Origin of the sequence: Geomonas diazotrophica (assembly GCF_018919385.1) — a bacterium.
Classification (GTDB): domain Bacteria; phylum Desulfobacterota; class Desulfuromonadia; order Geobacterales; family Geobacteraceae; genus Geomonas; species Geomonas diazotrophica.
Window position 1 is genome coordinate 1 of sequence record NZ_JAHLMF010000002.1, and the last position, 14,452, is coordinate 14,452.

A 14,452-nucleotide genomic window follows, 5' to 3' on the forward strand; every position below is an offset into this window, starting at 1 on the left:
TCACTTCCTACTCGGCGCGACACTCCTTCGCAGCATGGAGCCTCCTGGTCGGGATCAACCCGCTAAGACTCGTCAAGCTAATGGGCCATGCTTCGAAACAGATGGTCTATGAGGTGTATGGGAATTACGTGGAAGGACTGGAAGAGGACGGGGAGAGAATCTTCGACTACCTGGGGCGCGACTTCGTGATACCCCAGAAAAGCAAATCCCCGATTCCGTTTGGGGACAGAACCGGGGACAGTTTCGAAAGGTTCACTCTAACTACCTGAACCTGTTGTTGTTAATTGGAGCGGGAAACGGGATTCGAACCCGCGACCTTCAGCTTGGGAAGCTGACACTCTACCACTGAGTTATTCCCGCTTGGTGGAAGAAAACTTTTACCGCATTTGGCGGAAGCTGTCAATGGTTTTGTTGGCTTATGTCACCGCGCGCATCGCTCGTTGCGTGATGGCTGGCGCTCCTTACTTCACGACGAGCTTGGAAAGCATCTTCTGTGCGAGATCTTTGCTGGAAACTTCGTACTGTCCGCTGCTGATCTGCGTGCGCAACTCCTCGACCCGATCCACCCGGATGTCGTCCCGCCTCTGCTTGGAGGAGGGCACCACGGGCATATAGCTGGACAGCTCGACTTTGTCGGCGGCTGTCTGCTGCTTGGCTGCTTCCGCTTGCGCCTCGCCCGTGTCGGGTTTGTCGTTGCGCACGACTGCAAGATGGGAAACGGCCGGGTTGGAATTGAGGTCTTCTACTTTCATCTGATATCGCCCCCAGTAGGTCAGGTAGGTTTAGGTTTACTTCCGTTTCGACACCCTCATCAAAAACTTTAGTCTTTTTTCATTGCTCCCCTTTTTTTGCCTGCGCGAAGGACAGCGCAAGCAGTGAAGGGAAGTCGCAGACCCGGTAGTGGGCCTGTTCGAGCTCGCTGGCATCGCCGTAACCGTAGCTGCAGCCGACGGTCCACACTCCAGCCCCGCCCCCGGCGGCGATGTCGTTGACGCTGTCGCCAACCATGATGCATTCCTTCGCCGCGACGCCGAACTCGTTCAGCAGGGCGAGCACTGGCTCCGGGGATGGCTTTCGGTGCGGGAAGGAATCGGCGCCGAAGATGTCGGTGAAATGCCGCTCCAGCCCAAGTCTCCCCAGCACTTCGCGGCACAGGGCCACGTTCTTGTTGGAAAGGACGACCATCGGGATCCCCAGCAAGGAGAGCTCCTGCAGGGTCTCGGGAACACCGGGATAGGGGCGGGTTTTGTCGGCTATGTGGGCCAGGTTGTAGGCCAAGAAGACTTCCAGCGCCCGCTCCACCTCGGGCTCCCCTGCACCGGGAAGCGCCCGCTCCACCAGGGAGCGCGCCCCCTGCCCCACCAGCTTGCGCACGTCGCTTACGCCGATGCGCGGCAGCCCGTGCTGCTCGCGGATCAGGTTGGTGGCGTCGGTCAGGTCGGGCAGGGAATCGATCAGCGTGCCGTCAAGGTCAAAGATGAGCAGCCGGATGGGACCCATTATCACTCTCCAGATACGAAAGAACCGCGGCAACCGGCTTGCGCGCCGATCACCGCGGTGTGTTGTGCAAAAAACGAACCTTGCAGGGTCCAGGGGTGGGGGGTTATTCCCACTCGATGGTTGCGGGGGGCTTCTGGCTGATGTCGTATACCACGCGGTTCACACCCTTCACTTCGTTGATGATTCGCGAGGATATGCTACCCAAAAGCTCGTAGGGGAGCTTGACCCAGTCGGCGGTCATGCCGTCCAGGGAATTCACCGCACGAAGCGCCACGGTCCACTCGTAGGTGCGGGCATCACCCATGACGCCGACGGTCTTCACCGGCAGCAGCACGGCAAATGACTGCCAGATGTCGCGATATAACCCTGCCTTGCGGATTTCCTCGATGACGATGGCGTCGGCCTCGCGCAGGATGTCGAGCTTCTCCACGGAGAGTTCGCCGATGCAACGGATGGCGAGACCCGGCCCCGGGAAGGGCTGGCGGTACACCACTTCGTCGGGCATGCCGAGTTCCTTGCCCAAGAGCCGCACCTCGTCCTTGAAGAGCTCGCGCACCGGCTCGAGGAGCTTCAGGTTCATCTTCTCCGGGAGACCGCCCACGTTGTGGTGGCTCTTGATCACGGCGGAGGGGCCCTTGGTGGAGACGGACTCGATCACGTCGGGGTAGAGGGTCCCCTGCGCCAGGTAGTCGACCTGGCCCAGCTTCTTGGCCTCCTCCTCGAAGAGGTAGATGAACTCGTTGCCGATGATCTTGCGCTTCTGCTCGGGGTCGGAGACGCCGTCCAGCATGCCGAGGAAGCGGTCGGTGGCGTCGACGTAGTCGAGGTTGATCTTGAAATGCTTGGTGAAGAGGTTCACCACCTTCTCGGCCTCGCCCTTGCGGAGCAGGCCGTTGTTCACGAAGACGCACTGGAGCTGGTCGCCGATCGCCTTGTGGATCAGGACGGCGACGACGGAGGAGTCGACCCCGCCGGAGAGGGCGCACAGTACCTTGCCGGTGCCGACCTTCCTACGGATATCCTCGATCTCGGTCTCGATGAAGTTGGCCATGGTCCAGGTCGGCTTGGAGCCGCAGACGTTGAACAGGAAGTTGCCGATCATCTCGTCGCCGCGCGGGGTGTGCACCACCTCGGGGTGGAACTGCACGCCGAAGAAGTTGCGCTTCTCGTCCTTCATGGCGGCGACCGGGCAGCCGGTGGTGTGGGCCATCAGTTTGAAACCGGCCGGCATCTGCTCGATGCGGTCACCGTGGGACATCCAGACTTCGGCGCCCCCCTCGAAGCCGGCGAAGATCTCGCTCTCGCCGTCCAGCACCAGGGTGGCGCGGCCGAACTCGCGCTTGTCGCAGCGCTCCACGCGTCCGCCAAGCTGCTGGGTCATGAGCTGCATGCCGTAGCAGATGCCCAGGATGGGGATGCCGAGGTCGTAGATACCGAGGTCGGAGTGCGGGGCGTCCTTGTCGTAGACGCTCGAGGGGCCGCCGGAGAGGATGATCCCCTTCGGGGCGAAGGCCTTGATCTTCTCGAGCGCCATGTTGTAGGGGTGGATTTCGCAGTACACGCTCTGCTCTCTCACCCGGCGCGCGATGAGCTGGGTCACCTGGGAGCCGAAATCGAGGATCAGCACCTTTTCGGAGTGGATATCTACGGTCATTGTCTTGGTTCCTTATCTATTGAGAGTCAAAGGCTGTAACGCAAAGGCGCAAAGTCGCAAAGCCGCGGAGTTCGGCGAGAGGCGAAGAAAGATCCTTGCGTCCCGGCGCCCCCGCGGCTTTGCGTTATAGGTGTTGCCGTTACTTCTCCACCCTGTAGTTCGGGGCTTCTTTGGTGATCATGACGTCGTGGACGTGGGATTCCTTGAGCCCCGCGCCGGTGATCCTGACGAAGCGGCCGTTTTGCTGCAGGTCGACGATGGTGCGGCTGCCGGTGTAGCCCATGCCGGCCCTCAGGCCACCCATCAGCTGGTGCACGTTGGCGGAGAGCGGTCCCCTGAGCGGCACCATCCCCTCGATCCCTTCCGGAACCAGCTTCACGTCGGCGTCCACGTCGCTTTGGAAGTAGCGGTCCTTGCTCCCTTCCTTCATGGCGCCGATGGACCCCATGCCGCGGTAGCTCTTGTAGGCGCGCCCCTGGTACAGGATGGTGTCGCCCGGGGACTCCTCGGTGCCGGCGAACAGCGAGCCGATCATGATGACGTCGGCGCCGGCCGCGACGGCCTTGGTGAGGTCGCCGGAGTACTTGATGCCGCCGTCGGCGATGAGCGGGATGTTGTGCTTCTTGGCGACCTTGGAGCACTCGGCGATGGCGGTGATCTGCGGCACGCCGATGCCGGCGACCACGCGGGTGGTGCAGATGGAACCCGGTCCGATGCCGACCTTGATGGCGTCGACGCCGGCCTTTATGAGGGCTTCGGCGGCCGCGGCGGTGGCGATGTTGCCGGCCACGAGCTCGAGGGCCGGGTAGGTTCTCTTGATGCGGGCGATGGCGTCGATGACACCCTGGGAGTGACCGTGGGCGGTGTCGATGACCACCACGTCAACGCCGGCCCTCATGAGCGCCTCGATGCGGGCGTCGACGTCCGGGGTGGGGCCGACGGCCGCGCCGACCCGCAGGCGCCCGAGGGAGTCCTTGCAGGCGTTGGGGTACTTCTTGATCTTCTCGATGTCCTTGATGGTGATGAGACCCTTGAGGTTCTTCTCCTCGTCCACCACCAAAAGCTTCTCGACCCTGGTGTGCTTCAGATGCTCCTTGGCCTGCTCCAGGGTGGTCCCCACCGGGACGGTGACCAGGTTCCTCTTGGTCATGCGGTCGGAGATGGGGAGGTCGAGGTCGGTCTCGAAACGGAGGTCCCTGTTGGTCAGAATGCCGACCAGCTTCCCGTTGGCCTTGGTGATCGGCACCCCGGAGATGCGGTACTTGGCCATCATCTCCAGCGCTTCCCTGATGCGCTGGTTCGGGCGCATGGTGATCGGATCGACGATCATCCCGGACTCGCTCTTCTTCACCTTGTCCACTTCCATCGCCTGCTCGGCAATGGTGAGGTTCTTGTGGATGAAGCCGATCCCCCCTTCACGCGCCATGCAGATAGCGGCCCTCGCCTCGGTGACCGTGTCCATGGCGGCACTCACCAGCGGGATGTTCAGCTGTATGTTGTTGGTCAGTCGGGTGGTCAGATCGGTGTCGCGGGGAAGGATGAGTGAGTGGGCTGGGAGAAGCAGGACGTCGTCAAACGTAAGACCTTCGGGAAGGCTGCTTTCTAACATTAGGGAAACTCCTTTTGTTGTTTCGAGGCAGGTTTTAACCGGAAAACTTATTACAAGGGGAAGGGCAAGTCAACTAAAATAAGGCTAATGACAGATAAAAAACCGTAGCGGTTTCCCATCCTTAGCGTCTACACAACTAGCGCTCATGGGGCGGGCCTCTTTCCTCCGGCCGCGACCATCTCCTGAGAGGCTGCCCCTCACCCTACCCCCCCCACCTCCGGGCGAAACCCTGCGGTGGGCGGCTCCCCGGAGGGCGAGGGGGCACCGCCTGCCCTGCCCCCTTCCCTGTCCCGGAGTCCCCCCTCCCGGCCTTCCCCCTTAAGGGGGAGGAGCAACCGCTAGGGAGGAGAGGAGCCTGTTAAGGACTACATCGGGATGAACGCGTCCTTGCTCCCCATCCGGCCGAGGGAGGCGACGATCAGCTCGACGGCGCTGTCCAGGTCGGAGAGGGACATGGTCTCAACCGGTGTGTGCATGTAGCGCAGCGGAAGCTTGACCAGGGCGGTCGCCACGCCGCCGCGGGAGATCTGCATCACGTTGGCGTCGGTGCCGGTTGCGCGGGCGATGCCGGTGTACTGCACCGCGATGTTGTTGCTGCTCGCCGTGTCGGAGAGGAGGTCGAAGAGCACCGGGTTGATGTTGGCGCCGCGCGGCAGGATCGGCCCCTTGCCGAGCCCCACCTCGCCGTTGTGCTTTTTGTCCACGTCCGGCTGGTCGGTGGCGAAGTCGACCTCGACGCAGATGCCGACGTCCGGGTTCACCGAGTAGGAGCTGGTGGTCCCTCCCCTGAGCCCCACCTCTTCCTGGACCGAGGAGACCCCGTAGACGTCGACCGGAAGCCTGGCCGGCAGCTCGGAAACCCGCCTCAGCACCTCGGCCACCACGAAGCTTCCCGCCTTGTCGTCCAGGCCGCGCGAGCTGACCCGGTCGCCGAAGAGGCACTCGAGGTTGCTTGCGAAGGTGATGGGATCCCCCACGCGCACCCACTCCTGCGCCTCCTTCTTGTTGGCGGCGCCGATATCGATGTACTGGGCGTCCAGCTTGATGACCGTGTCGCGCTCCTTGGGCTCGATCAGGTGGATCGGTCGCTTGCCGATCACGCCGTTTATGCTGCCGCGGGAGGTGTGCACGTGCACCCGCATCCCCGGAGTGATGTGCGGGTCGACGCCGCCGATGGCGGAGAAGTAGATGAAACCGTTGTCGTCCAGGTAGCGCACCTGGAGGCCGATCTCGTCGGAGTGCCCGACCACCATGACGCGGGGGCGGTTCTTCCCTTCCCCCTGGATCATCCCGAAGACGTTGCCCATGACGTCGGTGGCCACCTGGCAGAAGGGTTCTATATAGGAGCGGAATACCCGCTGAGCCGGCTGCTCGTACCCCGAGGGGCTGGGCGCGGCCAGAAGCTTTTGCAGAAATTCAAAGGATGCGTCGCGCATGTGAAACCTCGTAAGATCAGGTTGAGATAAAGATTGAAATTAAGATTAAGATCGAGATTAAGAAGGCGCTGGGCCTGCTCTCACACTACGCCCAACTCCCACTTTTTTCAATTGCTTGCCTTGCCCTACCGGGATACCAGATGCTCCGGCTCCAGCCTTCTTAATCTTTGTCTTAATCTTTATCTCGGCGTGGCGTGCTACATCGGGTACTTGCCCATGGCGGCGGGGTCCATGTGGTCGAGGAAGTCGACGAAGCGGCGGGCGTTGTTCTCCTGGGCGAACCCTTCGTCGTTCATGTCGAGGCTGGAGGCGCGGGTGAGCACCTCGTCGTTTACCCGCACCGGCATATGATACTTGAGCGAGAGGAGCATCGCCTCGGCCACGTGGACTTCCAGCCGGAGTTCTTCCCCTTCCCTGGGCTCAAGCCGCACCGAGGCGGTGAACACGCCGTCGCGCAGGCTCTCGACGTAGATCCCGGAGACGGTCATGTCCAGCCGCTCGACGAGTGTGGTGAACACGTCCTTGCGGCTGTTGCGAACGCTCATCTCGCGCCCGACAAACTGGGCGGCGAAGGAAACTGACTCAGAGGTGTTGATCCATACCGGGACCGCGTGCTTTTCTTCGGCGTCCTTCAGTATGATCACCGGCATCTGGGCGATGGCATCCAGGGCGAAGCCGAAAACCTTCATCTCAACGTACATGTGTGCCTCGTCCCTCCCGTTGTCAGACATGCAGGATCTCCCCCTTGAGCAGTGTCTGCACCCCCTCCGTGATCCTCACCCGCACCAGGCGCCCGGCCAGGGCAGGATCCCCGTCCATGACGGTGCCGCGATTGCCGCCGGTCCTGCCAAAGAGCGAATCGCCGGAGCTGCTCGGGCCTTCCACCAGCACCTGTTGCACGCTTCCCACGAAACTCTCGTTCCGGGCCAGGGTGATCTTCTTTTGGGCGGCCTGCAAGCGCTCCAAGCGCGCCTGCTTCTCGGCCCGCTTCACCTCGTCCGGGAACTCGGCCGCCTTGGTGCCGGGGCGGGCCGAGTAGATGAAGGAGAAGAGGTCGGCATACTGCACCTCCTCGATCAGTTCCATGGTCGCCTCGAACGAGGCGTCGTCCTCGCCGGGGAAGCCGACGATCATGTCGCCGGTGAACTGGATCTCGGGGCAGGCATCCCTGAGCGCGCGCACCTTGGCGAGGTAGTCGGCACGGGTGTAGCCGCGGTTCATCCTCTCGAGCACGGCATCGCTCCCCGACTGGGCCGGGAGGTGGATGTGCGGCGCCAGCTTGGGGATCTCGGCAAAGCAAGCGATCAGCCTCGGCGAAATGTCCTTGGGATGGGAGGTGGTGAAGCGCAGCCTCTCGATCCCCTCCACCTGCGCCACCATGCGCAGGAGGTCCGCGAAGTCGGGCGCGCCGGCCTCCTTGAACCCGTAGGAGTTCACGTTCTGCCCCAGGAGAGTCACCTCGGTGACGCCGGCTGCGGCCAAGACGGCAACCTCCTCGACGACCTTGGCCGCATTCCTGCTGATCTCGCGGCCGCGCACGTGCGGGACGATGCAGTAGGCGCAGAAGTTGTCGCACCCCTGCATGACCGTGACGAACCGGGAGACGCCACCTTCGCTTTCGGCGTGCGGGAACAGGTCGAAACGCTTTTCGTCGTCCAGGAAATCGGTGGCGACGCTCTGCTTCCCCTGCTCGGCGCCAGAGACCATCTTCTGCAACAGGTGCAGGTTGTGGGTGCCGAACACGAGGTTCACGAAGGGGGCCTTCTGCAGGAGCCGCTCCCCTTCCTGCTGCGCGACGCAGCCGCCGACTCCGATGATCAGCGCCGGCTTTTTCTTCTTCATCGACTTGAACCTGCCCAGGTGACCGTAGACCCGCTGTTCGGCGGTCGCCCGGATGCTGCAGGTGTTCAAAAGGACCAGGTCCGCTTCCACCGGATCGGCGGTCTGCTGGTACCCTATCCCCTTCATCAGTGCCACTATCTTCTCGGAATCGCTCACGTTCATCTGGCAGCCGAACGTTTCCAGGTAAAGCTTTTTCGACATATTCACGTCTGTATCCTGATGGTTAAATGGTTGAATAGTACGAAAATTGGTCGCTCCCAGTCAACACCTATTAGCTGCACACCCCCGCTTGCCGGCCCCAACCGGCCGAACAGACATTAGCGGCGATAAATCATTGACCTACCGATATATGCAATAAAAAATATATTGACATATGACGTCTCGAAGATCTATAAGACTCATTAGTTTGCCGCCCCTAGGGGTCGACTTCACATTTCTGCCACGACATATCACCTCCCCAAAGCTAAATGCCGTTAATGGTTAAGACATATCGATTCGATTATAAATTTCCAAGCTAACACATTTACCCTAAATCTACCGGTGAATGCGCCGATTAGAGCAGTAACCGCCAGTATTTAATGAGTTGCACCGGCACGCCGACGTGCCAATGAAATAAATCTTCGACCGAAGGTTGGTGTAAAAACCAGCGAAACAAAAAAGGAGAAGTGAATGAGAAAACTGGAGAAACTGTTGATCGGCGCGGCCGTTTGTGCCCTGGCTGCCCCCGTCGTGGCGCAGGCAGACGACCAGGACATGCAGAAGAAAATTGACGACCTGACCAAGAAGGTGCAGAAGCTCGAGGAGCAGCAGAAAGGCTCCGACCAGAAGAAGGTCGAGGATCTGACCCGCAAGGTCGACAGAATCGAGGAGAAGTCGCTGGGCAAGTGGCTCACCATCGGCGGGGACTACCGCTTCAGGGTCGATTCCCTCAGGGGCGACGTCGCGGCCCACTCCGACGCCATCGGCACCATGAACAACCTGGTCGGCGCTTTCGTGGTCGGCCCAAACGCGGTCGCGGGGCTGACCGTCGGTGACAACGCCACCATCGCCAACCCCTCCGGCACCGCCTTCATGTTCCAGGGCAAGGCAGGCTCCCTCTTCACCCCCGCCCAGTTCGACACCATCCTCAACAAGTACATGCCCTCCGCGATGTACAACGCCTTCATCGGGCAGATCATGCCGGCTCTTGGTGGGATGACCCCCACCGACGTCAACAACTACCTGGCCGCCAACCGCCTCACCGCGCAGCAGCAGGGGATCCTCGCCACCCTGACCCAGAAGGGGATCATGGACAAGGTGATGGGCATGATGACCCCGGCCAACCAGGCAGCCTTCGCTTCCCTGCCGCCGGCTTACCAGCAGGCCGCCCTGGTCATGGCCATGCAGGGCTTCCTCGGCGCCGGCAGCGGCAACCTGGCTACCTCCCCGTCCTACAAGGCCAAGAACGACCTCCTTTACACCAACCGTCTCGGCATCGACCTGCACGCCAAGGCCACCAAGGACGTGACCGTGAACGTCCGCCTGGTCGCCTACAAGACCTTCGGCTCGCAGGATGACTCCGCGATCACCAACAGCGGCAACACCCCGTTCTTCGCCGACCGCGTCGGCGCCTTCGACGGCACCCTCGGCCACGTCCCCTCCTCGAGCCTTCTGGACGTGGACCGCGCCTACGCCACCTGGAGCAACATCGGCGACCAGCCGGTCTGGTTCTCCGTCGGCCGCCGCCCCTCCACCAACGGCGCACCGAGCAACCTGCGCCTGAACAACGAGCGCCCGGGCAACGGTGGCACCCCCGCGCTCCTGGTCGACTACGCCTTCGACGGCATGACCCTCGGCTGGGCCCCGGACATCGACGCGCTCCCCGGCGCGTACGCGAAAGTCTGCTACGGCCGCGGTTTCGAGAGCGGCTTCGAGACCCCGAGCAACAGCCTGCATGACACCGACATGCTCGGTGTCGCCCTCATCCCGATCGACACCGACCCGCTGCGCGTCTGGCTGCAGTGGAACCGCGGCTTCCAGATCTTCGACTTCCCGGTCATGTCCAACACCGCCTTCGGCAACACCGCCCCGGCTACCTCGCTGGGCGACATCGACTGGTACGGCGCCGGCTTCATGAGCACCCTGAAGAACATCGGCCCGGGCAAACTGAACTTCTTCGCCGACGCCGGCCTGAGCGTCACCCACCCGAACAACAACGTCTCCAACAACGCAGGGTTCCAGGGGCTGCTGACCGGCTCCTTCTTCAACCAGGAAGCCCCCTCCGACAAGACCGGCTGGGCCGCCTACGCGGGTGCACGTTACGACTTCGAGCCGACCAAGACCAAGTTCGGCGTCGAGTACAACCACGGCTCCAAGAACTGGATCACCTTCGCACCGGCGGCCGACGACATGTGGACCTCCAAGCTGGGAACCCGCGGCGACGTCTACGAGGCCTACCTGATCCAGGAGCTCAACCTGAAACCGATCTCCTCGCACCTGTCCAAGGCCTTCTTCAAGATCGGCTACCAGTACTACGACTTCGCTTACACCGGCAGCAACAACTGGGTTGGCGCACCGCAGAAGATCTCCGACATCAAGTCGACCGATCTGCTGCTGCTCCAGCCGCTTAAGAGCGCGCAGGACGTCTACGCGACCTTCGAAGTCAAGTTCTAAAACCCGTATCGCAGACGCGGTACATGGAAAAGCCGGGGTGGCAGCCGAGGCTGCCACCCCACCCCCAAAAGGAGAAAGAAGATGAAAAAAGCAGTTTCGGTAATGGTCCTGGTAGCAGTGGCAGCGCTCACCATCTTCTGCTTCGGCAGCATCGCCAGCGCAGGAGAAGAGGTCAAGATGGTGGGTGTGATCACCAAGATCGAGATCGCCGGCAAGGACGCCAAAACGGCCACCGCCACGCTGAAGGACAACAAGACCGAGCAGCTCGTGGTGATCACGGTGGAGGACGACCTGACCCTGGACAAGTTCAAGGACCACAGGATCGTCGAGGGCGACGAGATCCGCTGCAAGTACGAGGTGATCGACGGCAAGAACGTCTCCAAACTGTTTAGGAAGACCGCCGGCTGTTAAGCCGGGACGGTTCCTCGTAGACGGCGCTGTAGTTCCAGGAATTGCAGCGCTTCTTTTTGCCCATTCACATATTGTTTTCATTATATATGAAGGCATGGATATAGTTGCACGCGGCGCGAGCCGATTCACTACTGGGAGGTTGTATGAGAGGGATGCTGGGAATTTTGGCGGGGGTCGCGATGTTGGCGGCTGCTGCCCAGGGGATGGCGGCAGTCGACCATTCCGAGTTCGTCAAGGGGCCGTTTAAAAGCGGCGGCGAGGTAACCAAGGTCTGTCTGGAGTGCCACGATCAGCAGGCGGCCGACTTCATGAAGACCACCCACTGGACCTGGGCCGGCACCCCGAACATGGTCAAAGGCATGGAGAAGAGCACCAAGAAGTACGGCAAATCCAACATGATCAACTCCTTCTGCACCTCGATCCAGGGGGGCAAGGAAGGGGTGGTGCACGAGTCCTGCGGCAAATGCCACGCAGGCTACGGCTGGACCCGCACCAATTTCGACTTCACCGACAAGACCAAGGTCGACTGCCTCATCTGCCACGCCCAGAAGGGGAACTACACCAGGGCTGCGGTTGGCTGTGACATCGACAACAAGAGCATCGAAAAGAAGAGCATGGACCTCAACGTCGCCGCCCAGAGCGTCGGGCTCCCCACCAGGAAGAACTGCGGTGCCTGCCACTTCTACGGCGGCGGAGGCGATGCCGTCAAAAACGCTGGGCTCGACTCCACCCTGGAGAAGACCAAGAAGTCCCAGGACGTCCACATGGGGAGCAAGGAAAGCGGCGGCCAGGACATGAGCTGCCAGAGCTGCCACGTCACCAAGAACCATAGGATCGGCGGCGCCTCGAGCATGATGGCTCACTACGACACCCGCGTGAACTGCGAGCAGTGCCACTCCGGCGCCAAGGCTCCACACCAGAAGGCCAAAAACGGCGCGCTCATCAACAAGCACCTCGCCACCGTCGCCTGCCAGACCTGCCACATCCCCTTCTTCGCCAAGGGGCAGGCCACCAAGATGGCATGGAAGTGGTCCGATGTGGGCAAGAACATCACCGCCGAGGAGCAGTTCGACAAGGAGACCTACGCCAAGCACAAGGGGACCTTCGTCTGGGGCATGAACGTGAAGCCGGTCTATGCCTGGAGCAACGGCATGGTCGAGCGCTACATGGTCGGCGACAAGGTGAAGGATCCCTCCAAGCCGGTGGTGATGATGCGCCCGGTAGGCGACATCAAGGACCAGAAGGCCAAGATCTACCCGTACAAGCTCTACAAGGGCGACCAGCCTATGGACGCCAAATTCAAGAACCTGATCATCTTCCAGCAGTACAAATCCCTGTGGGTCGACTACGACTGGGATAAGGCGTGCCGCCTGGGCGCCGAAGGGTGCGGCCTTCCCTACAGCGGCAAGTACCAGTTCGTGAACACGGTGGCCTATATCGCGGCGCAGCACGAGGTGTCACCCAAGGAAGAGGCGCTGCAGTGCGGCGAGTGCCACATGGGCGGCAACCGCCTCGACTGGAAGGCGCTCGGCTACAAGGGGGACCCGATGCAAAAAGGGGGCAGGTCTTCCAAGGCGGCACAAAAGGTAGCCAAGGTTACCAAGAAATAAGACGGCGGCATCAAAGAAGGGGCGAATCATTTCGCCCCTTTTCCCGTTAGAGGCGGCTGCAAAGGATGTTACGATTCTCCACGAACGAAGCCTGCTACTGGCATTGGCAGCTCGCGACCATGCGCTCATTGCCACAGCATCCGCCGGAAAATACTACTTCATGTCGACTCGACATACCTCGGTTAGACACTAAACTATTGTGACGGTCTGCCGATAACAATGAAAGTACAAGGAACAGCTACCACAGAGAACAGGAGGGCTTCGATGAGCAAGAAAAGCGTTACAGCGGCAGTGCTCGGTCTTGCCTTGGCGGCTACGACTGCCTTGGCTGCAGGCGTGCATCCCGGCAAGGAGTCTATCGAGAAAAGCGGCTACAAGGGGCCTGAAACCTGCGAGGAGTGCCACCCCGGCAGCGCCAAGGGGTTCCTGGACACCGTGCACTGGAAGCATGCCTCCAAGGTGACCAACGTGGAGGGGTTAAATCCCAAGGAAGAGTACGGGATGAAGAACCGCATCTACGTCATGTGCAACGGCAACGACATCGTCAACAACCTGAAGGAGATCCCGAAGAGCCCGGTGACCGGCAAGAGCAAGTTCTCCGGCTGTAACACCTGCCACCCCGGCAACCATCTCTCCGACGTCGGCAGCACCGGCGCCGCGGCCGAGGCGGCGGTGGACTGCCTGGTCTGCCATTCCACCGATTACGATTTCCGGCAGAGAAAACCCTTCAAGAACGAGAAGGGGGAGGTGGTCATGGGGCAGGACCGCAGCGCCAAGGCCGCCCTCGCCATCGGCAAGCCGACCGTCAAGAACTGCATGGTATGCCATGAGGCGGCCGGCGGCGGCGTCATCGTCAAGCGCGGGTTCACCTTCACCAAGGACACCGATGCCCACGCCGCCAAAGGGATGGTCTGCGTCGACTGCCACAAGGCGAAGAACCACAAGATGCCGACCGGTCACGACCCCAACAACTGGGCCAACGACGGCCTGTTCGTCTCCTGCTCCGACACCTCCTGCCACGGGGTGAAGCCGCACAAGGACGCCGACCTCAACCGTCACTGTGCCAAGATCGCCTGCCAGACCTGCCACATCCCGCGCACCGGCGGCGCCTTCGCCAAGGACTTCACGGTTTGGGAGCAGACGCCTGACAAGTTCTACGAGCCGACCACGCTGAAGAAAGAGGCCAACGAGACCACCCCTGTTTACGCGTGGTACAACGGCACGGTGAAGAACACGCCCCACTTCATCGGCCCGAAAGGGAGCAAGAAGGACGGCAAGAGCAAGATCACGCCGTTCAAGATCTTCCAGGGCAAGGCCTACTACAACAAGCAGACCGGCGAGCTCCTCTCCATGGATTTCGCCCAGCCGATGTCCGACGGCGACACCCGCGCCGGCGTCCTCTCCGCGGCGAAGACACTGGGCCTCAAAAACCCGGAGAAGATCGCCAAGGAGGCGGTGCCCGGATGGCAGACCATCTATTTCGGCAGCAACCACCTTGTCACCAAGACCAAGGCGCTCTACTGCGCCAACTGCCACGCCCCCAACGGCGTCCTCAACTTCAAGGATTTGGGATACAGCGACAAGGAGATCCTGAAATTGACCTCTCCGGAACTCTTCATGGAGAAATTGGCACAGAAGCAGAAGGAAGACTGGTAGCTGGAGCCACTGTTCGCACAGATAGCATAAGGATATTGCACGCACAAAAGCCCCCCTCGAACGAGGGGGGCTTTCTTTTTGA

General features: G+C 61.3%; 11 protein-coding genes, 1 tRNA gene and 1 pseudogene. 5 read left to right on the forward strand and 8 right to left on the reverse strand.

Annotated elements, in window-relative coordinates; translation table 11 throughout:
- Positions 1-269, forward strand: a pseudogene (locus KOM00_RS02215) (integrase); the annotation flags it as partial.
- A 16-nt stretch (positions 270-285) separates the two neighbouring features.
- Here the strand turns inward: KOM00_RS02215 and KOM00_RS02220 are convergent.
- The 8 genes from KOM00_RS02220 to miaB all read right to left on the reverse strand — a co-directional run bounded on the left by KOM00_RS02220 (position 286) and on the right by miaB (position 8,248).
- A tRNA-Gly gene (locus KOM00_RS02220) sits at positions 286-360 on the reverse strand.
- Positions 361-461: 101 nt separating this feature from the next.
- On the reverse strand, positions 462-752 hold the full coding sequence (gene flgM, locus KOM00_RS02225; protein ID WP_216497208.1) for a flagellar biosynthesis anti-sigma factor FlgM: 291 nt from the start codon (positions 750-752) through the stop codon (positions 462-464).
- A 79-nt stretch (positions 753-831) separates the two neighbouring features.
- A complete protein-coding gene (locus tag KOM00_RS02230; protein ID WP_216497209.1) occupies positions 832-1,500 on the reverse strand; it encodes an HAD family hydrolase in 669 nt (222 codons plus the stop codon).
- A 103-nt stretch (positions 1,501-1,603) separates the two neighbouring features.
- Entirely contained in the window at positions 1,604-3,154 is a 1,551-nt protein-coding gene (guaA, locus tag KOM00_RS02235; RefSeq protein ID WP_216497210.1) for a glutamine-hydrolyzing GMP synthase, read from the reverse strand.
- A gap of 139 nt (positions 3,155-3,293) precedes the next feature.
- Positions 3,294-4,763 carry an IMP dehydrogenase gene (gene guaB, locus KOM00_RS02240; protein ID WP_216497211.1) on the reverse strand — a complete coding sequence of 490 codons (1,470 nt, stop codon included), beginning with the start codon at positions 4,761-4,763 and terminating at the stop codon, positions 3,294-3,296.
- A gap of 365 nt (positions 4,764-5,128) precedes the next feature.
- The gene (locus KOM00_RS02245; RefSeq protein ID WP_216497212.1) at positions 5,129-6,199 is read right to left on the reverse strand and encodes a M42 family metallopeptidase; all 1,071 of its coding nucleotides are present in this window, start codon (positions 6,197-6,199) and stop codon (positions 5,129-5,131) included.
- 197 nt (positions 6,200-6,396) lie between these two features.
- Positions 6,397-6,930: a bifunctional nuclease family protein gene (locus tag KOM00_RS02250; RefSeq protein WP_216497213.1), complete on the reverse strand. Its 534-nt coding sequence runs from the start codon at positions 6,928-6,930 to the stop codon at positions 6,397-6,399.
- The gene (miaB, locus tag KOM00_RS02255; RefSeq protein ID WP_216497214.1) at positions 6,923-8,248 is read right to left on the reverse strand and encodes a tRNA (N6-isopentenyl adenosine(37)-C2)-methylthiotransferase MiaB; all 1,326 of its coding nucleotides are present in this window, start codon (positions 8,246-8,248) and stop codon (positions 6,923-6,925) included. Before miaB ends, KOM00_RS02250 begins: the two co-directional genes overlap by 8 nt.
- A 462-nt stretch (positions 8,249-8,710) precedes the next feature.
- Between miaB and KOM00_RS20565 the strand changes: the two genes are divergently transcribed.
- The 4 genes from KOM00_RS20565 to KOM00_RS02280 all read left to right on the forward strand — a co-directional run bounded on the left by KOM00_RS20565 (position 8,711) and on the right by KOM00_RS02280 (position 14,370).
- Positions 8,711-10,693 carry a DUF3373 domain-containing protein gene (locus KOM00_RS20565; protein WP_236026707.1) on the forward strand — a complete coding sequence of 661 codons (1,983 nt, stop codon included), beginning with the start codon at positions 8,711-8,713 and terminating at the stop codon, positions 10,691-10,693.
- A gap of 81 nt (positions 10,694-10,774) precedes the next feature.
- Complete coding sequence (locus tag KOM00_RS02270) at positions 10,775-11,104, forward strand: hypothetical protein (RefSeq protein WP_216497215.1); 330 nt, start codon at positions 10,775-10,777, stop codon at positions 11,102-11,104.
- 143 nt (positions 11,105-11,247) lie between these two features.
- The gene (locus KOM00_RS02275; protein WP_216497216.1) at positions 11,248-12,714 is read left to right on the forward strand and encodes a tetrathionate reductase family octaheme c-type cytochrome; all 1,467 of its coding nucleotides are present in this window, start codon (positions 11,248-11,250) and stop codon (positions 12,712-12,714) included.
- A gap of 264 nt (positions 12,715-12,978) precedes the next feature.
- Positions 12,979-14,370, forward strand: a complete 1,392-nt coding sequence (locus KOM00_RS02280; protein ID WP_216497217.1) for a cytochrome C — start codon at positions 12,979-12,981, stop codon at positions 14,368-14,370.
- Positions 14,371-14,452: the final 82 nt, after the last annotated feature.

Bases quoted from the DNA above. Each gene is read 5' to 3' on its own strand.
- flgM (WP_216497208.1), bottom strand. From the start codon at position 752: ATGAAAGTAGAAGACCTCAATTCCAACCCGGCCGTTTCCCATCTTGCA.
- KOM00_RS02230 (WP_216497209.1), bottom strand. From the start codon at position 1,500: ATGGGTCCCATCCGGCTGCTCATCTTTGACCTTGACGGCACGCTGATC.
- guaA (WP_216497210.1), bottom strand. From the start codon at position 3,154: ATGACCGTAGATATCCACTCCGAAAAGGTGCTGATCCTCGATTTCGGC.
- guaB (WP_216497211.1), bottom strand. From the start codon at position 4,763: ATGTTAGAAAGCAGCCTTCCCGAAGGTCTTACGTTTGACGACGTCCTG.
- KOM00_RS02245 (WP_216497212.1), bottom strand. From the start codon at position 6,199: ATGCGCGACGCATCCTTTGAATTTCTGCAAAAGCTTCTGGCCGCGCCC.
- KOM00_RS02250 (WP_216497213.1), bottom strand. From the start codon at position 6,930: ATGTCTGACAACGGGAGGGACGAGGCACACATGTACGTTGAGATGAAG.
- KOM00_RS20565 (WP_236026707.1), top strand. From the start codon at position 8,711: ATGAGAAAACTGGAGAAACTGTTGATCGGCGCGGCCGTTTGTGCCCTG.
- KOM00_RS02270 (WP_216497215.1), top strand. From the start codon at position 10,775: ATGAAAAAAGCAGTTTCGGTAATGGTCCTGGTAGCAGTGGCAGCGCTC.
- KOM00_RS02275 (WP_216497216.1), top strand. From the start codon at position 11,248: ATGAGAGGGATGCTGGGAATTTTGGCGGGGGTCGCGATGTTGGCGGCT.
- KOM00_RS02280 (WP_216497217.1), top strand. From the start codon at position 12,979: ATGAGCAAGAAAAGCGTTACAGCGGCAGTGCTCGGTCTTGCCTTGGCG.